The 18,390-nt window shown below is 62.1% G+C and carries 16 protein-coding genes; 13 read left to right on the top strand and 3 right to left on the bottom strand.

The annotated features are described in order from the left end of the window. Positions 1 to 17 precede the first annotated feature (17 nt). From nrdF to AC1TQG_RS01255, 4 genes are all read left to right on the top strand, one after another. Complete coding sequence (gene nrdF / locus AC1TQG_RS01270) at positions 18 to 1,016, top strand: class 1b ribonucleoside-diphosphate reductase subunit beta (protein ID WP_482135143.1); 999 nt, start codon at positions 18 to 20, stop codon at positions 1,014 to 1,016. Positions 1,017 to 1,129: 113 nt separating this feature from the next. Next, entirely contained in the window at positions 1,130 to 1,924 is a 795-nt protein-coding gene (locus AC1TQG_RS01265) for a DUF427 domain-containing protein (RefSeq protein WP_482135142.1), read from the top strand. Positions 1,925 to 2,030: 106 nt separating this feature from the next. Beyond that, on the top strand, positions 2,031 to 3,380 hold the full coding sequence (locus AC1TQG_RS01260) for a DUF2252 domain-containing protein (RefSeq protein ID WP_482137221.1): 1,350 nt from the start codon (positions 2,031 to 2,033) through the stop codon (positions 3,378 to 3,380). A 63-nt stretch (positions 3,381 to 3,443) separates the two neighbouring features. Next, positions 3,444 to 4,022 (top strand): hypothetical protein, encoded by a 579-nt coding sequence (locus tag AC1TQG_RS01255; protein ID WP_482135141.1) that lies wholly within the window; start codon positions 3,444 to 3,446, stop codon positions 4,020 to 4,022. Between the two features lie 221 nt (positions 4,023 to 4,243). On the opposite strand, the gene AC1TQG_RS01250 is transcribed toward AC1TQG_RS01255, so the two are convergent. Beyond that, positions 4,244 to 4,876 carry an isochorismatase family protein gene (locus AC1TQG_RS01250; RefSeq protein WP_482135140.1) on the bottom strand — a complete coding sequence of 211 codons (633 nt, stop codon included), beginning with the start codon at positions 4,874 to 4,876 and terminating at the stop codon, positions 4,244 to 4,246. A 143-nt stretch (positions 4,877 to 5,019) separates the two neighbouring features. Here AC1TQG_RS01250 and AC1TQG_RS01245 point away from each other — a divergent pair, with 143 nt between their 5' ends. Together AC1TQG_RS01245 and AC1TQG_RS01240 are read left to right on the top strand one after the other, a co-directional pair. Next, positions 5,020 to 5,973: a GlxA family transcriptional regulator gene (locus tag AC1TQG_RS01245; RefSeq protein ID WP_482135139.1), complete on the top strand. Its 954-nt coding sequence runs from the start codon at positions 5,020 to 5,022 to the stop codon at positions 5,971 to 5,973. A 123-nt stretch (positions 5,974 to 6,096) separates the two neighbouring features. Beyond that, entirely contained in the window at positions 6,097 to 7,470 is a 1,374-nt protein-coding gene (locus AC1TQG_RS01240; protein ID WP_482135138.1) for a DUF2252 domain-containing protein, read from the top strand. Between the two features lie 13 nt (positions 7,471 to 7,483). Here the strand turns inward: AC1TQG_RS01240 and AC1TQG_RS01235 are convergent, their stop codons facing one another. Next, the gene (locus tag AC1TQG_RS01235; protein ID WP_482135137.1) at positions 7,484 to 7,975 is read right to left on the bottom strand and encodes a beta-class carbonic anhydrase; all 492 of its coding nucleotides are present in this window, start codon (positions 7,973 to 7,975) and stop codon (positions 7,484 to 7,486) included. Between the two features lie 103 nt (positions 7,976 to 8,078). After that, the gene (locus AC1TQG_RS01230) at positions 8,079 to 9,056 is read right to left on the bottom strand and encodes an ABC transporter substrate-binding protein (RefSeq protein WP_482135136.1); all 978 of its coding nucleotides are present in this window, start codon (positions 9,054 to 9,056) and stop codon (positions 8,079 to 8,081) included. Positions 9,057 to 9,314: 258 nt separating this feature from the next. Between AC1TQG_RS01230 and ctaD (AC1TQG_RS01225) the strand changes: the two genes are divergently transcribed. The 7 genes from ctaD (AC1TQG_RS01225) (at position 9,315) to AC1TQG_RS01195 (ending at position 18,356) form a co-directional block, all read left to right on the top strand. Continuing rightward, on the top strand, positions 9,315 to 11,096 hold the full coding sequence (gene ctaD, locus AC1TQG_RS01225) for an aa3-type cytochrome oxidase subunit I (RefSeq protein ID WP_482135135.1): 1,782 nt from the start codon (positions 9,315 to 9,317) through the stop codon (positions 11,094 to 11,096). Positions 11,097 to 11,282: 186 nt separating this feature from the next. Next, complete coding sequence (gene ctaD, locus AC1TQG_RS01220; protein ID WP_482135134.1) at positions 11,283 to 13,064, top strand: aa3-type cytochrome oxidase subunit I; 1,782 nt, start codon at positions 11,283 to 11,285, stop codon at positions 13,062 to 13,064. A 39-nt stretch (positions 13,065 to 13,103) separates the two neighbouring features. After that, the gene (gene ctaD / locus AC1TQG_RS01215) at positions 13,104 to 14,873 is read left to right on the top strand and encodes an aa3-type cytochrome oxidase subunit I (RefSeq protein ID WP_482135133.1); all 1,770 of its coding nucleotides are present in this window, start codon (positions 13,104 to 13,106) and stop codon (positions 14,871 to 14,873) included. A 1-nt stretch (position 14,874) separates the two neighbouring features. Continuing rightward, positions 14,875 to 16,137 carry a phosphoserine phosphatase SerB gene (gene serB, locus AC1TQG_RS01210; protein WP_482135132.1) on the top strand — a complete coding sequence of 421 codons (1,263 nt, stop codon included), beginning with the start codon at positions 14,875 to 14,877 and terminating at the stop codon, positions 16,135 to 16,137. 2 nt (positions 16,138 to 16,139) lie between these two features. Next, the gene (locus tag AC1TQG_RS01205; protein ID WP_482135131.1) at positions 16,140 to 16,931 is read left to right on the top strand and encodes an aminoacyl-tRNA hydrolase; all 792 of its coding nucleotides are present in this window, start codon (positions 16,140 to 16,142) and stop codon (positions 16,929 to 16,931) included. 160 nt (positions 16,932 to 17,091) lie between these two features. After that, a complete protein-coding gene (locus AC1TQG_RS01200) occupies positions 17,092 to 17,799 on the top strand; it encodes an SDR family NAD(P)-dependent oxidoreductase (RefSeq protein WP_482135130.1) in 708 nt (235 codons plus the stop codon). A gap of 92 nt (positions 17,800 to 17,891) precedes the next feature. Further along, the gene (locus AC1TQG_RS01195) at positions 17,892 to 18,356 is read left to right on the top strand and encodes a cupin domain-containing protein (RefSeq protein WP_482135129.1); all 465 of its coding nucleotides are present in this window, start codon (positions 17,892 to 17,894) and stop codon (positions 18,354 to 18,356) included. Positions 18,357 to 18,390 lie beyond the last annotated feature (34 nt).

Genomic DNA, 18,390 nt, shown 5'->3' with positions numbered 1-18,390 from the left:
AACATCAGGGGAGTACGATGACCTCCACCCATAGCCCCGCAGACGGAGCGCCGATCAAGTTGGTCAGCCGGGTTTCGGCGATCAACTGGAACCGGGTGCCCGATGAGAAGGACGCCGAGGTCTGGGATCGCCTGACCGGTAACTTCTGGCTGCCGGAGAAGGTGCCGGTGTCCAACGACATCCCGTCGTGGGGCACCCTCACCGAGCTGGAAAAGCAGCTCACCATGCGCGTGTTCACCGGTCTGACCTTGCTCGACACCATCCAGGGCACGGTCGGCGCGGTCAGCCTGATCCCTGATGCGAGCACCCCGCACGAAGAGGCGGTGCTGACCAACATCGCGTTCATGGAGTCGGTGCACGCCAAGAGCTACAGCTCGATCTTCTCCACGTTGTGCTCCACCAAGGAGATCGACGAGGCGTTCCGCTGGTCGGAGGAGAACGAACAGCTCCAGGCCAAGGCTAGGATCGTCATGGAGTACTACCGTGGCGACGACCCGCTCAAGCGCAAGATCGCCTCCACCCTGCTCGAGTCGTTCCTCTTCTACAGCGGCTTCTACCTGCCGATGTACTGGTCATCTCGGGCAAAGCTCACCAACACCGCGGACCTGATCCGGCTGATCATCCGCGACGAGGCCGTGCACGGTTACTACATCGGGTACAAGTACCAGCGGGCACTGGAGACGCAGACACCCGAGCGCAGGCAGGAGCTGAAGGACTACACCTTCGAGCTGCTGTTCGAGCTCTACGACAACGAAATCGATTACACCGAAGCGCTTTACGACGATGTCGGCCTGACCGAAGACGTGAAGAAGTTCTTGCGGTACAACGCGAACAAGGCCCTGATGAACCTGGGCTATGAGGCGATGTTCCCGCGGGACGAGACCGACGTGAACCCGGCGATCCTCTCGGCACTGTCACCCAATGCCGACGAGAACCACGACTTCTTCTCGGGGTCGGGTAGCTCGTACGTCATCGGCAAGGCAATCAACACCGAAGACGACGACTGGGACTTCTGACCGTCGCAGACGTGTAAGACAAACAACCTCCGTACCGACTCGGTACGGAGGTTGTCTCTTTCCATCGAGTGGGCCGACGATCAGTCGTATGGTGGTGAGCGGAGGTGGTCAGGATGGCGACCATGATGCGGCAGTACCTGATGTCGGAGCTCGGGAGTCTGCGGTACGAACCCACGGCTAAAATGGTGACGGTCTCGTCGGCGGATCACGGCATCGCGCGCACCGATCAGGCCATCCTCGTCTGGGAACCGCAACGCATCGTTCCCTCGTATGCCGTCCCGGTCGCGGCCCTGCGAACGCCGTTGGAAGAGATCCGTCCATTCACCGTCGGGGAGATGCCCACCGGGATGCTCGATCCGAGCAACGGCTTTGCGCAGCACACCTGTGCGGGTCGCACCGCAGTCGTTCGGGGTGAGGCCGGCCCAGGTGGCGCGTTCCTGCCCGACGATCTCGACGGGTACGCCGTGCTCGACTTCAATCCCTTCGATTGGTTCGAGGAGGACGAACGGATATTCGGACATCCTCGAGATCCTTTCTCACGCATAGATATCCGGCATAGTGCCCGCGTCGTCCACGTGGTGTCCGGTGGTGACATCCTCGCCGAATCCGGGCATCCACTGATGCTGTTCGAGACCCACCTGCCCCCGCGGTTCTATCTCTCACCCGGGGACGTTTTGGCAGATCTGGTGCGCAGCGACACGTCGACTACATGTGCGTACAAGGGTGAGGCCACCCACTGGTCCGCGCCCAGCCTCGGCGACGCCGGCATCGACATCGCGTGGAGCTATGAGAATCCGCCGCCGGAGATGCATCAGATCACGGGGCGGATCTGTTTCTATCAGGAGAAAGTCGACTTCGTCATCGACGGAATCCGGGGTGACCGCCCGGTGACACCGTGGTCTGCGTGAGTCCACCTGCCATAATCTCGGAGTGACGACCACCACCAGCGCGGCAACCGGCCCTGCCGCCCAGGATCATTCGGGACACATTCTCTGGCAGGGCGGTGACGGCACTCTGATCGGCCGTGCCCGGGTTCCGGAGCATCGGGGCGCCGGACGCGACTCACGCAAACTCGTGCCGCGGCGGTCGCTGGGGGAGTGGAACCCGGCAACGCGAGGACACGACTCACTCGAGACCATCCTGGCGCAGAACACGATCCGCGCCGACGACCTGCTGCCGATCCGGCACGGACGTATGAGTCATTCGCCGTGGACGTACTACCGGGGCGCAGCAGCGGTGATGGCGGCGGATCTGGCCTCGACGCCCAACACCGGTATCACCGTGCAACTGTGCGGAGACGCGCACGTTCTCAACTTCGGACTGTGGAACACCCCGGAACGCAATCTTGCCTTCGATCTGCGTGACTTCGACGAGACCCTGCCGGGGCCATTCGAATGGGACGTGAAGAGGTTTGTGGCCAGCCTTGTGGTGTTGGCTCGCAGCAACAATGTCTCGAATGCCGATGCCAAGCTGGCGGTGTCGGAGGCGTACCGCGGTTATCGCGAATGGATCGACCTCTACGCGCAGATGCCGGAGATCGATGTCTGGTACGACGGGGTCGACGTCGGACAGCTCATCGAATACACCGCGCAGGACGACGAAGACCGCCTCGACGCGATGATCGACAAGCAGGCGCGCAAACGATCGAGTCGCGGTGCGTCGAAGAAGCTCACGAATGTGGTTGACGGACAACGGATGATCAGTGAAAATCCACCGTTTCGTACCCACGCGCTCGCCGAGCATGCGGCGATGCTCGACCAGATCATCGGGAAGTATCAGAGTTCGGTACCCGATCACGTCTCGAGCCTGCTGTCACGCTTCGATGTTGTCGACGCGGTCCGTCAGGTGGTGGGTGTGGGCAGCGTCGGCATGCGGGTGTTCCTGACGCTGATCGAGGAACGCCGAACCCGTGATCCGCTTTTCCTGCAGATCAAACAGGCCGGTCCGTCGGTATACGAACAGTTCCTGCCCGCGAGTCACTACGGCAATCATGGTGAACGGGTTGTACACGGCCAGCGCATGATTCAGAGTGCCACCGACTCCTTCGTCGGCTGGACGACCATCAACGACATGGACTTCTACGTCCGGCAATTCCGTGACGGCAAGGTGATCCCCAAGGGTGAGGTCATCGCCTCCCGGTTGCCGCAGTTCGCCTCGGCATGCGGGCACGTGCTCGCCCGGGCGCATGCCCGCAGCGGTGACGCAGCCGCGATCGCCGACTACCTCGGAACGTCGGACAAGGTCGAAGAGGCGTTTGTGTCATACGCCTTTGCCTATGCCGACCAGAACGATCGCGATCACGCGCAACTGGTGAAGGCCATCGACGACGGTCGGGTGGAGGCGGTCGAGGGCTGGCCGGAATGAGTGACTTGAACGGGCCGGCTGTCGCGAGTTCTATTGCACCGTGGTCTGTTCGATGACAGGGAGTTGAGTCAACAGGTTGTAGCCTTCGGCGCTGTAGACATATGTGCCAAGGCGGTCGCCTCGATCGTGGGAAAAGGGTTGGCGATCCGGGCGAGTTCTTGCGACCGTGAAGGGGTGATCCCATGGGAGTTCGATACGGACCAGCTGATTTGGCGGTTCTCGGTGCTCGGCGAGGATCTACCGGTTGATCTGCCCGCGCATTGGACAGATGCATTCAGGGCGGTTGGACGCGATCTCAAGCATCGGCGACACGGCAGGAAGATCACGCTCGATCAGGTCGACTGGGAGCTGCGACTCAACAACGAGTATTGGGTGTCCATCGGCATGGTTTCGACTCCGGACGCCGATATCGGCGGATTCTCGATCGGTCAGGGTTTTCGCTTCGACACAACCTTGGCCCAGGCGAGTGTGTGGGTGGCCGAGACTGTGCAGGATGACTTGAGTGGCTACGAATACGTCCAATGGCCATCCGATGGCTGGAGGTTATTGGAGCCGAGAATTCAGGACAGTGTCGCGGTGTGGGTGGATCCGTCTTCGAATGAAGTCGTTGCCAGGATTGGCTCCCTTGAGCCTGACTTCTGAGAAATACCATGTCGACAGGGAGCTTTTCGCACTACCGATGACCAACGTCTGAAGAACGAAAGTCATTGATACACGCGTGCGGAACAACAACGGCGGCAGGCTGAAATCGATCACCGGCGCAAGAGAGTGGCGGGTGAGTCCGCGCCGATGACGGTAAAATGCCTCTGCACCATTGTGTTTCGGATTGCCGCATGAGTTGAGGTCGCGCCGAGGGTGATTCCTCAGGCTGTAGCGGCGCTGCCTTCGATGGCAGAGACCACCAGGTTGCTCTTGGGCAATCCGGTGCCGGCGGAGACAGCCTCAGTCCACGCTGCAGTGGTGCCGACTGCGGCGAAGTTGGACTGCAACAGCACCATGAGGGTGTTGTGCAAGGTCTCGGCCGACACTTTGCCCGCCTCGTTTGCCAGGTTGATCGCGCCGCTGGCGTCGGAGAGGATCTCGGCGGCCACGCCCAGGCCCTCGGCTTCCACGGCTGATGCCAGGTCGCAGTTGTTGGTCATGAACCCGACCAGGGTGACCGTGTCGATGTTGTTGTCCCGCAACCATGTTGCGAGGTCGGTTCCGGCGAAGACGCTGCCGTACTGCTTGTGGACCGCTTTCCGGGACCCGTTGCCTGCCGCTTCGATGTCCGGATGAAGTGACCATCCCGGCGTCCCTTCGACAAAGACCGGGGCGCCCTCGGGCATGTGATGTTGAACGATGACCACCGGGATCCCGTGTGCGTCGGCGACCTCGATGGCGCCGACGATGTTCGCCAGCGATTCCTCGCGTGGTGGGTACTGGATCTGAAGCGGTCCGTCGAAGTACTCCTGCTGGACATCGACAACAACGAGGGCGCGGTGCGGTGCGGTCATGGTGACTCCTGAATCTCGGGTGCAATTCTCCGGATCGGAACTCGGTGAAAGGGGACGCCTTAGATTGTTCCGCCGATTCAGTACCATCCGTGAGTGGCATAGATGCATAATCTCGATGAGTTCAGGCCAACTTGGGAGTGCATATGCGGATCGCGATCTACGCCTTCGACGGCATCACGATGTTCCATCTCGCAGCACCGCTGATGGTGTTCGGTGAACTCGGGCGTCTCGGGTTGGCGTCGGATTGGGAGACGAGGTTGTGGTCAGACAAGCCCGGGTCGGTGCAGACGGCCGAGGGCTATTCGGTTGGGGACGTAGCGGATCCGAGTACGGTCGGGTGGGCCGACATCGTGATCATCCCGTCATGGCCGCTGCCGCTCAGGCCACTCACGGACACCTTTCGAAGCGACGTGGTGGGTGCGCATGAGCGTGGTGCGGTGATCGCCGGCTTGTGTCTCGGTGCGTTTGCGGTCGCTGATGCCGGCGTGCTCGATGGACGTTCGGCGGTGACGCACTGGGAGATGATGCCGGAGATGGCGCAGCGCAGTCCCGGTAGTCAGATCGACGCCTCGGTGCTCTACATCGATCATGGCGATGTGATGACGTCGGCGGGAACCGCGTCGTCGATCGATGCCTGCCTGCACCTCGTACGCAGGTATCTCGGATCGGCGGTCGCGACGCGCGTCGCCCGCAGTCTGGTGGTCGCACCGCATCGCGACGGCGGGCAGGCGCAGTACATCGAGCGGCCCTTGGCGCGAGCCGCCGAGGACACGGCGATATCGGTAGTACAGGAATGGGCGCTGGGACGGCTCGACGAGACCCTGTCGGTCGACCGGCTCGCGGAGCAGGCCCGGATGAGTAGGCGGAGTTTCGTGCGGCAGTTCCATCAGGCGACCGGAACCACTCCGGCGCGCTGGGTTCTCGAGCAACGGCTCAACGAGGCCCGAGTACTCCTCGAGACAACCGATTGGGGCATCGACGGGATCGCATCGGCGTGCGGATTCGGTAGTGGAGTCACTTTTCGGCAGAACTTCGGATCCGCTTACGCCACAACACCAACGGCCTACCGTCGGCAGTTCGCGAATATCGGTGGGTGATTCCCACAAGCCGACTCAGATTCTCGATCATTCGATCGCCCTGGGTGGGTCTGGAATCTTTCCGATATTGACAGCGTCTGGCTGCAATACTTGGCTGTGACCCAGGTACAGCGAGGTGCAGAGATGACGATTACTCAGGTTTCCCAAGACTCACAGGTCGGCCGCGACTCCCGGGCGCTTGTTCCCCGGCGCGAGTTGGGGCAGTGGGACCCCGCCAAGCGCGGGCACGACGCACTGGCAACGATCTTGGCGCAGAGTGACATTCGCGCCCCTGATCTGCTGCCGATCCGGCATGGGCGAATGAGTCACTCGCCATGGACCTACTATCGGGGCGCTGCTGCGGTGATGGCTGCTGATCTCGCGTCCGCACCGCACACCGGGATCATGGTCCAGATGTGCGGTGACGCCCACATCCTCAACTACGGGATGTGGATCTCGCCCGAGCGGCATCTGGTCTTCGACCTCCGCGACTTCGACGAGACCCTGCCGGGGCCGTTCGAATGGGATCTCAAGCGCTATCTCGCCAGCGTGATCGTGCTGGCCCGGGACAACGGGCTGACGGAATCGGCTGGGCAAGAGGCGGTTCGACGGGCCTACCGCAGTTATCGCAAGAACATCAGGCACTACTCCGAGATGCCGCAGATCGATGTCTGGTATGACCGGATCGAGGTCGAGCAGCTACTCCAGTATGCGAAAAAGGAAAACGAGGAGGCTCTCGACCAACTGATCGAGAGCCGGGCGCGCAAGCGCAGCAGTCGGGGTGCGTCGAAGAAGCTCGTCACTACGGTCGAAGGCCGGCGAAGGATCACCGAAGACCCGCCGTACCGCACCCACCGCTTCGGCGATGCCGCCGAGCAGATTCTGCGGAGCGTGCTCGCCGAATACCACAAGTCGGTCCCGGACCACCTCGAAAGCCTCCTCGCCCGATATGACGCCGTCGACGCGGTGCGGCAGGTGGTCGGTGTCGGCAGCGTTGGGATGCGGGTGTTCTTGACCCTCCTCGAAGAGCAGCGCACCGGGGACCCGTTGTTCCTCCAGATCAAGCAAGCCGGGCCATCGGTCTACGAACAGTTCCTCGGCAAGAGCAAGTACGACAATCACGGTGCCCGAGTTGTGCAGGGGCAGCATCTGATTCAAAGTGCCACCGACATGTTCGTGGGATGGACGTCGTTTCAGTATCCCGAGCTGAACTTGGATCTCGACTTCTACGTCCGGCAGTACCGGGACGGCAAGGTGATACCGAAAGGCGAGGGTGTCGCCCCGGTCCTACCGCGATTCGCCGCTGCCTGCGGACATGCGCTGGCGCGTGCGCATGCGCGGAGCGGGGACGCGGCGGCGATCGCGAACTACCTGGGCCACAGCATCAAGGCCGAAGACGCGCTCGTCGCCTTCGCCAGCGCCTACGCCGACCAGAATGCCGCCGACCACGCCCAGTTGGCCCGGGCAGTCGAGAACGGTGACATTCCGTCGGAGAAGGGCTGGCCGGACATCCCCTGAAGGAATGTCGGCGTCAGCGCGTGACTTCGTTCAGTTTGCCGGTGGCGACATCGAAGACGAAGCCACGCAACGACGTTGTCTTGGTGACGAACGGCGAGTTCTCGATCCGGGCGAGTGATTGCTTGACGTCCTCGTCCAGGTTGGGGAAGGACTCGGCCGACCACGGCGGCTTGACGCCGATCTCGTCCTGGATGCCGCGTTTGAACTCGTCGTCGGTGAACGTCAGCATTCCGCAGTCGGTGTGGTGGATCAGGATGATCTCGGTGGTCCCGAGCAGTCGCTGGCTGATGGCCAGGGATCGGATCTCGTCATCGGTCACCACGCCGCCTGCGTTGCGGATGACGTGGGCCTCACCGGCTCCGAGTCCGAGGATGCGGTAGACGTCGAGTCGGGCATCCATGCAGGCGAGCACCGCGACGTGGCGACTGGGCGGCAGCGGTAGTGGTCCGGAAAATGTTTCCGCGTATGTGCGGTTGTTCTCCAGGTATTCGTCGGTAACAGTCATGCACTCATGCTGATCGCCGCATGCGCCGGGCACAAGGTTGCGGTCATCGTGATCGCAACTCGATTCATGGCGCTGACCTGTATGAACCCCGTGTCTGGAGAGTTCAGAGGGAGCCGCGGAGGTTGAGTAGGACGATGTTGGCGGCACAGAGTCCACCGGTGCCGAACCACACCTGATCTTCGACGATCCGCGAGCGTCCCCAAGCGGGCGCACCCATGTCGAGCCAGCGATCTGTCTCGAGGACCGATGTGCCGTAGTCCTGCCCTTCGGGGCCGTCGAAGCCGATGTAGACGATGTCGCCGTCGGCGATCTCGAAGTTCTTGTCGTCGAGCACCGTTGGTTCGGGTTCACGCTGACCAGGGGGCCGCTGCGCGCCGACATCGGTCAGGACCCGCGCGGCAAACGTGTCGGTGCCCATGACGATCGTGGAATCTGCGGTGAACTGCACCAGGGAGACCTGGGTGAATCGCGCGCCGTTACGTTTGCCGATGGTCGCGGCGGTGTCGAGATATCCCTGCAGTCGTTCGTCCCCGGCCTCGGTCCGGCCGACTGCGGCCGCGACGGCGACGAACCGCTGCTTCCAGTCCGCTTCCGGATCGATGGTCGTATCCGGGACGTCACGGAGCGAGGCGGTGAGAGGGGAGTTCCCGACGGTCAAAACGAGATCGGGATCGGCGGCAGCGGCCTTGGCAGTATCAGGATCTCGGACGTCGCCGATGGTGGGCAGTGAATGCACCGTATCGCCCATATAGGTCGGCAGTGTGCCGTCCGCAGTTGTCGTGGCGACCACGCGGTCCTGGAGCCCGAGCGCGCACAGCGCGTCGAGCAGGCTCGGATCGGCAACCAGAATCCGTAGGGGATCCGGTGCGCCGGGGTCGAGCGCGGCAGTCGGCTGACAGGTCGTGTTGGCGTCCCGATCCGGGTCGACCAGATTGACCGCGGCAACGCGTGAGGTGGTCCGGTCGACCGAACCCTCGCCACCGGGCACCGTCGACTCGATACAACCGGTCATGCCGACGCTGACCAACGCTGCCAATGCCAAGACCGCCATACCGCGCCGAGCGCGGATCACATCGCTCACTGCCACTCTTTCGATGTCGTCTGGAGGTGGTCGAATTCCCGACCAAACTAGCACTGACCCGATTGGTAAAGGTTGCCCTCGGTGCGCCGGATCGAGAGCACCGCATCGAAATACGACACTTCGTAGGAGCCCGCGCGGCTGCTTCGCAAGAGAGGGTTTACCATCTTCACAGCGCACATTCATCGCCGTGCCCTCATGTCGTGAGCGGAAGATTCTTCGCCGCGGCGGACCGGAGTGGCCACGCAGGTAGGAGGATCAGTGACCGCGGTAGACCAGCCCACCAAGCAGGTGGTTCCGGTGAGGCCTTACCCCGAGCGCACGGGGCCAAAGGGGTCGTTCATCTACAAGATGCTGACGACAACTGATCACAAGATGCTCGGCATCATGTACTTGGTTGTGTGTTTCGCATTCTTCCTCATCGGTGGCCTGATGGCCCTGCTGATGCGAAGCGAGCTCGCCGCTCCCGGCCTGCAGTTCTTGTCGACAGAGCAGTTCAACCAGTTGTTCACGATGCACGGCACCGTGATGCTTCTGATGTATGCGACCCCGATCGTGATCGGCTTTGCCAACGTTGTCCTGCCGCTGCAGATCGGTGCCCCCGACGTTGCGTTCCCGCGACTGAATGCGTTCAGCTTCTGGCTGTTCCTGTTCGGCTCCACCGTTGCGCTGCTCGGCTTCATCACCCCCGGTGGTGCAGCTGACTTCGGCTGGACGGCCTACACGCCGCTGACCGACGCAGTGCATTCGCCCGGCGCCGGCGCCGACCTGTGGATCCTCGGACTCGGCGTGTCCGGTCTGGGCACCATCCTCGGTGCGGTCAACATGATCACCACCGTGGTCTGCCTCCGCGCACCCGGTATGACCATGTTCCGCATGCCGATCTTCACCTGGAACATCCTGGTGACCAGCGTCCTGATCCTGCTGGCGTTCCCGCTGCTGACCGCAGCTCTGATGGGGCTCGAGGTCGACCGTCAGTTCGGTGCGAACCTGTACGACCCGGCCAATGGTGGTGTGATCCTCTGGCAGCACTTGTTCTGGTTCTTCGGGCATCCCGAGGTGTACATCATCGCGCTGCCATTCTTCGGCATCGTCTCGGAGATCTTCCCGGTGTTCAGCCGTAAGCCGATCTTCGGTTACAGCGGTCTGGTTTACGCGACGCTCTCGATCGCGGCTCTGTCAGTGGCGGTGTGGGCGCACCACATGTACGCCACGGGCGCGGTGCTGTTGCCGTTCTTCTCCTTCATGACATTCCTCATCGCAGTGCCAACCGGTGTGAAGTTCTTCAACTGGATAGGCACGATGTGGAAGGGTCATCTGACCTTCGAGACGCCGATGCTGTTCTCGGTCGGCTTCATCATCACGTTCTTGTTCGGTGGTCTGACCGGTGTGCTGCTCGCCAGCCCGCCGCTCGACTTCCATCTCTCTGACAGCTACTTCGTGGTTGCACACTTCCACTACGTGCTGTTCGGGACGATCGTGTTCGCCACCTACGCCGGCATCTACTTCTGGTTCCCGAAGATGACCGGACGCATGCTCGACGAGCGGCTGGGCAAGATCCACTTCTGGTTGACCATGATCGGCTTCCATATGACCTTCCTCGTCCAGCACTGGCTGGGCAACGAGGGCATGCCTCGCCGTTACGCGGACTACCTGAGTACGGACGGGTTCACCACGCTCAACGTGATCTCGACCGTGGGTGCGTTCATCCTCGGTGCCTCGACCCTGCCGTTCCTGTGGAACGTCTTCCGTAGCTACCGTTACGGCGAGGTTGTCACGGTTGACGACCCGTGGGGCTTTGGCAACTCGCTCGAATGGGCCACAAGCTGCCCGCCGCCGCGCCACAACTTCACCGAGCTTCCCCGGATTCGTTCGGAGCGGCCCGCGTTCGAGCTGCACTACCCGCACATGATCGATCGCATGCGCGACGAGGCACATGTGGGACCCGGCCACGGGAAGAGCAGTGACCACGCAGAGAAAGCGCGTCGCGAACCACTGACGGTCGGCACTCACGAGGCGTCCTCGGATCCGGATCCGAGCTGACCTCAGGTCTCGAACACTCTTTAACACACTGAAACCGGTCATCTCCTACAGTTCGTAGGAGATGGCCGGTTTCTGTCGTCGTTTGGGTTTACGATCAGATCCAAGAATCGTGCCGAGCTCGTGAGTCGCGGTCACTGATCAAGGATCGTTGATGTCGCGGCCGACCTGTGCAGGTAGGGGGAACCCGTGACCGCAGTAGACAAGCCCACGACGTCGGTTGTGCCGGTGCGGCCCTACCCCCAGCGCACCGGGCTCAAGGGGTCGTTCATCTACAAGATGCTCACGACCACCGATCACAAATTGATCGGCATCATGTATCTCGTCGTCTGTTTTGCGTTCTTTCTCATCGGCGGTTTGATGGCGCTGCTGATGCGTGCCGAGCTCACCGTTCCCGGTCTGCAGTTCTTGTCGACCGAGCAGTACAACCAGCTGTTCACGATGCATGGCACCGTCATGTTGTTGATGTATGCCACCCCGATCGTGATCGGCTTTGCCAACGTTGTCTTGCCGCTGCAGATCGGTGCCCCCGACGTTGCGTTCCCGCGACTGAACGCGTTCAGCTTCTGGCTGTTCCTGTTCGGCTCCACCGTTGCGCTGCTCGGCTTCATCACTCCTGGTGGTGCGGCAGATTTCGGTTGGACGGCCTACACGCCGTTGACTGATTCGATCCATTCGCCCGGACCGGGCGGCGACTTGTGGATCATGGGGTTGGGGGTGTCGGGGCTGGGCACCATTCTCGGTGCGGTCAACATGATCACCACCGTTGCCTGCCTCCGCGCTCCGGGGATGACGATGTTCCGGATGCCGATCTTCACGTGGAACATTTTGGTGACCAGCGTCCTGATTTTGATGGCGTTCCCGCTGTTGACCGCAGCTCTGATGGGACTCGAGGTCGACCGCCAGTTCGATGCTGTTCTCTACGACCCGGCCAATGGTGGCGTGCTCTTGTGGCAGCACCTGTTCTGGTTCTTCGGACATCCCGAGGTGTATATCGTGGCGCTGCCCTTCTTCGGCATCGTCTCGGAGATTTTCCCCGTCTTCAGTCGCAAGCCGATCTTCGGTTATAGCGGTCTGGTCTTCGCCACGCTGTCGATCGCGGCATTATCGGTGGCGGTGTGGGCGCACCACATGTACGCCACCGGTGCGGTGCTGTTGCCGTTTTTCTCGTTCATGACATTCCTCATCGCAGTGCCAACCGGTGTGAAGTTCTTCAACTGGATCGGCACGATGTGGAAGGGTCATCTGACCTTCGAGACGCCGATGATGTTCTCGGTCGGGTTCATCGTCACGTTCTTGTTCGGTGGTCTGACCGGTGTGCTGCTCGCGAGCCCACCAGTCGACTTCCAACTCACGGACAGCTACTTCGTGGTCGCGCATTTCCACTACGTGCTGTTCGGCACCATCGTGTTCGCCACCTACGCCGGCATCTACTTCTGGTTCCCGAAGATGACCGGCCGCATGCTCGACGAGCGGCTGGGCAAGATCCATTTCTGGTTGACGTTCATCGGGTTTCATATGACGTTCTTGGTGCAGCACTGGCTCGGTGCTGAGGGTATGCCTCGTCGTTATGCCGACTATCTCAGTACCGATGGGTTCACCGAACTGAACGTGGTCTCGACGATCGGTGCGTTCATCCTCGGGGTATCGACGTTGCCGTTCCTGTGGAATGTGTTCCGCAGCTACCGCTACGGCGAGGTTGTGACCGTCGATGACCCGTGGGGGTTTGGCAACTCGCTCGAATGGGCCACCAGTTGCCCGCCGCCGCGACACAACTTCACCGAGCTTCCCCGGATTCGTTCGGAGCGGCCTGCATTCGAGTTGCACTACCCGCACATGATCGATCGCATGCGCGACGAGGCACATGTGGGACCGGGCCACGGGAAGAGCAGTGACCACGCAGAGAAAGCGCGTCGCGATGTACTGACGGTCGGCACTCACGAGGCGTCCACCGATCCGGATCCGAGCTGACCTCAGGTCTTCAACACACCGTGCAGGTAGGGGGAACCCGTGACCGCAGTAGACAAGCCCGACACCTCGATTCTGCCGGTGCGGCCCTACCCTCAGCGCACGGGGCTCAAGGGGTCGTTCATCTACAAGATGCTCACGACCACCGATCACAAGTTGATCGGCATCATGTATCTGGTCGCTTGTTTTGCGTTCTTCCTCATCGGCGGCCTGATGGCGCTGCTGATGCGCGCCGAGCTCACCGTTCCCGGTCTGCAATTTTTGTCGACCGAGCAGTACAACCAGCTGTTCACGATGCATGGCACCGTCATGTTGTTGATGTATGCGACCCCGATCGTGATCGGTTTTGCCAACGTTGTCCTGCCGCTGCAGATCGGTGCTCCCGACGTTGCGTTCCCGCGACTGAATGCGTTCAGCTTCTGGCTGTTCCTGTTCGGCTCCACCGTTGCGCTGCTCGGCTTCATCACCCCCGGTGGTGCAGCTGACTTCGGTTGGACGGCGTACACGCCGTTGACTGATTCGATCCATTCGCCCGGGCCGGGCGGCGACCTGTGGATCATGGGGTTGGGGGTGTCGGGGCTGGGCACCATTCTCGGTGCGGTCAACATGATCACCACCGTTGCCTGCCTCCGCGCACCCGGTATGACGATGTTCCGGATGCCGATCTTCACGTGGAACATTTTGGTGACCAGCGTCCTGATTTTGATGGCGTTCCCGCTGTTGACCGCGGCTCTGATGGGACTTGAGGTCGACCGTCAATTCGATGCGGTTCTCTACGACCCGGCCAATGGTGGGGTGATCTTGTGGCAGCACCTGTTCTGGTTCTTCGGACATCCCGAGGTGTATATCGTGGCGCTGCCGTTTTTCGGCATCGTCTCGGAGATTTTCCCGGTCTTCAGCCGCAAGCCGATCTTCGGCTACTCCACGCTCATCTACGCGACCCTTGCGATCGCGGCGCTGTCGGTGGCGGTGTGGGCGCACCACATGTACGCCACCGGTGCGGTGCTGTTGCCGTTCTTCTCGTTCATGACGTTTGTGATCGCGGTGCCGACGGGTGTGAAGTTCTTCAACTGGATCGGCACGATGTGGAAGGGTCACCTGACTTTTGAGACGCCGATGATGTTTGCTGTCGGCTTCATCGTCACGTTCTTGTTCGGTGGTCTGACCGGTGTGATCCTGGCGAGTCCACCGCTAGACTTCCAACTCACCGACAGCTACTTCGTGGTCGCGCATTTCCACTACGTGCTGTTCGGGACGATCGTGTTCGCCACATACGCGGGCATCTACTTCTGGTTCCCGAAGATGACCGGACGGTTGCTCGACGAGGGGCTGGGCAAGATCCACTTCTGGTTGACATTCATCGGTTTTCATATGACGTTCCTGGTGCAGCACTGGCTCGGCGGTGAAGGTATGCCGCGTCGTTACGCGGACTATCTGAGTACCGACGGATTCACCGAATTGAATGTGGTCTCGACGATCGGTGCGTTCATCCTCGGTGTCTCGACGTTGCCGTTCCTGTGGAATGTCTTCCGAAGTTACCGCTACGGCGAGGTCGTCACGGTCGATGACCCGTGGGGCTTTGGCAACTCGCTCGAATGGGCCACCAGCTGCCCGCCGCCGCGCCACAACTTCACCGAGCTTCCGCGCATCAGGTCGGAGCGGCCTGCATTCGAATTGCACTACCCGCATATGGTTGGACGTATGCGCGACGAAGCCCATGTGGGTCACACCAGTGAGAAAGCCGAAGCGGCCAAGCACGGGCCGCTCGAGGTCGGTAGCCACGAATCCTCCACAGAATCTGATCAGAACTGACGTGACCAGCAACATCAACCCCGGTGCAGGCGCGCCCGCGGGTTCCGAAGGAACCACTGTCCTCATCACTGTCACCGGACACGACAAACCGGGTGTCAGCTCGGTGCTCTTCGGAGCGCTGTCCACTCGGCAGGTCAGCATTCTGGACGTCGAGCAGGTCGTGATCCGAGCGCGTCTGACGCTCGGTGTCCTGGTGAAATGCTTCGGCGACAGCGAAGAACTCCAAGAGGTCATCGAGCAGGCGATGGATTCGGTGGGCATCGACGTCACCGTCGAGGTCGGCGCCGAAAACGCAACCCGGCGGCTCTCGACCCACGCGGTGGTTGTTCTCGGAAGTCCGGTCAGTGCAAAGGGTTTCAGTGCACTTGCCGGAGAGTTGGCCCGCCAGGGCGGCAACATCGACTCGATCCGCGGCATCGCCGACTATCCGGTCACCGGACTCGAACTCCTGATCAGCGTCGACCGCGACAGTGTTGCTGCCGACGCCGCACTCCGCAAGGGCCTGGCCAGTATCGCGAGTCAGCACGGCATCGACGTGGCCGTCGAACGTGGTGGCCTGGCCCGACGCGCAAAACGACTGATCGTCTTCGATGTCGACTCGACGCTGATCCAGGGCGAGGTCATCGAGATGCTCGCTGCCCGGGCCGGGCGTGAGGCCGAGGTTGCTGCCGTGACCGAGGCTGCAATGCGCGGTGAACTCGACTTCGCCGAGTCGCTGCACGAGCGCGTCAAGGCGCTCGCCGGTCTCGATGTGTCCGTCCTCGATGAGGTTGCGAACGAACTCGAGCTGACACCGGGTGCCCGTACCACCATTCGCACGCTGCACCGGATGGGTTACCACTGTGGCGTGGTGTCGGGTGGATTCCGTCAGGTGATCGAGCCGCTGGCGCACGAACTCGAATTGGACTTCGTGAAGGCGAACACCCTGGAGATCGGTCCGGACAACAAACTCACCGGCCGGGTGATCGGTGAGATCGTCGACCGGCCCGGAAAGGCCACGGCGCTGCGGGCCTTTGCCGACAGCGTGGGTGTCCCGATGGAGCAGACCATCGCCGTCGGCGACGGGGCCAACGACATCGACATGCTGACGGTCGCCGGATTGGGGATCGCGTTCAACGCCAAGCCAGCTCTGAAGGAAGTTGCCGACGCGGCGCTGTCGCATCCGTTCCTCGATGCGGTGCTCTTCATCCTCGGCGTCACGCGCGACGAGATCGAAGCGGCAGACGCCATCGATGGTGTCATGCGTCGCGTACCACTCAATTGACCATGGAACCCGAAGCGCCGGAGGATCCGGACGACGCCGAACGTCCCGACATTTTCGAGCAGCGCTACCAACGCTTGGTCGGATACGTTGGCGGACACAGCGATCCGGACGATCCCGGGCAGGTGCTGGCCATGCAGATGGTGTTGCACATCCCGAAGTCTGAGCCGGTCGGCCGGATTGACCTGCTGACCGCGGCCGCATCCGCGGTGGCGCTGTTGTGTCTTGATGAGCGCAGCGGGTCGGGTGGGCCGTGGGCGGCGGCGATGGACAACTGGTGCGATGCCAGGATCCGGAAGATCGCCCGTCGGGCCCGCGGCGCACATTGGGAAGCAGCTCAGGACGTTCCGGGAGTCACCGCCACGTATGGGTCGGCGCAGGCCAGGGCGATCGTGCCGGGCCCGGTGGGTCAGACCGATCGCCGGATCGCACGACTGCAGATCGGTGGTACCGAGGTCGACGATCGCGGCGACAACCCGCCATCCGATGTCGACGTCGACACTGCTGCCCTCCGTCCGACCCTGTGGGTCAACCCGACGCTGGAGATGTCGGTGGGCAAGCTGGCGGCACAGGTCGGACATGCGTCGATGCTGGCGGTCAAACTGATGGATCTCGGTCAAGCGGCGCAATGGTTTTCTGACGGCTGCCCGGTGCGCGTCCGGATGTCGTCGAAATCGCGGTGGGAACAGTTGGTGTCCGCGGATGCCGGCGGAACGGCGGTCGCGGTCCGCGACGCCGGGTTCACCGAGATCGCACCGGGTTCGATGACCGTGATCGCGGAGACCGGCGGGGTTTAGCGCAAGCTCATGAATCCTGCACTGGCGCTGCGGATCTAGGAGATCAGTAGCGTAAGCGCCCGCTCCTGGGGGTTTCGGCCCGCAGGTTAGCCTGGTACTGGCGGACCTCCTGTTGATGAGGGCCCTGTCTGTTTCGGGATCTGCCCGGCAGGCTGGGGCAATGACAATTTATGTGATCACCGGGGCGAACAAGGGTCTCGGCTTCGAAACAGCCCGTTGCCTGATCGATCTGGGCCACACAGTGTTTCTCGGGGCGCGGGATCGGCAGCGGGGTTCGATCGCCGCGAAGACACTCGGTGCCCGGCCGCTGCTGATCGATATCACCGACGACTCATCGGTGTCCGCTGCGGCGGATGCTGTGCGGACCGAGGTCGGGCATATCGATGTGCTGATCAACAACGCCGCCATCGCCGGCCCGACCGCAGCGACCGGGGATGTGACCGCAGCGGACCTTCAAGAAGTGTTCGACACCAACGTCTTCGGCGCTGTCCGCACCACGCGCGCGTTCCTGCCGCTGTTGGTGGCTTCGGATGCGCCGGCCGTTGTCAATGTCAGCAGCAGTTTGGGCTCGCTGGCCATCAACGCCGATCCTGCCGCGTACACGCACATCCTCGAAGCCTGGGCGCCCCTGCCGGCATACAACTCCTCCAAGGCGGCATTGAACATGCTGACCATCCTGTACGCGCAGGCATATCCGCAACTCACCGTCACTGCGGTCGATCCGGGTTTCACCGCCACCGATTTGAACGGACATCAAGGTACCCAGAGCGTAGAGGTAGGTGCGGCGGTGATCGTGGCTGCTGCGACAGCCGGACCGGCCGCCCAGACGGCCACCTTTGCCGGAACATCCGGGCTGATTCCGTGGTGAGCGCTTTCGGCCCTCGACTCGACCTGCGCTCTTCCTACCGCCCCCGATGTCCCTGGCCTGCGGCATGTGCCGTGCTTGATTAGTCTCGTGCCATGACTGAACTTCCGGACTGGGCCGCGAACCTCGATCTGGCACCTCACCCGGAGGGTGGCTTCTATCGTCAGACCTGGATCAGTGATCTGGCCATCCCGAAATCGGTGCTACCGCAGGGATATCCCGCCGGGCGGCCGGGCGCCACTGCGATCCTCTTCTTGCTCATGCCCGGACAACAATCGGCGTGGCATACCGTGCGCGGATCCGAGATCTGGCTGCATCACCGTGGTGCTCCGGTCGCGTTGGGCCTGGGAGGTCTGGGAACGGCGCCGGCGAGTGAGCACACGGTGTACGTCGGATCGGACGTGCTTGCCGGTCAACATCCCCAATATGTGGTGATACCCGGCGAATGGCAGCGCGCTTCGCCGCACGGCGATGAGGCGTCGTTGGTGAGTTGTATTGTGGTGCCCGGCTTCGACTTTGCTGATTTTGCGATGGTCGAGCCCGATTCCGGGCAGAACTGATTTTCGTTTCGTTTCCCGACACTCCAACCTGGGC

The sequence above is a fragment of the Williamsia sp. Y844 genome, from assembly GCF_056786475.1.
The sequence above is the reverse complement of the archived record's forward strand: the minus strand, read 5'-3'. Positions and strand labels throughout refer to the sequence as shown.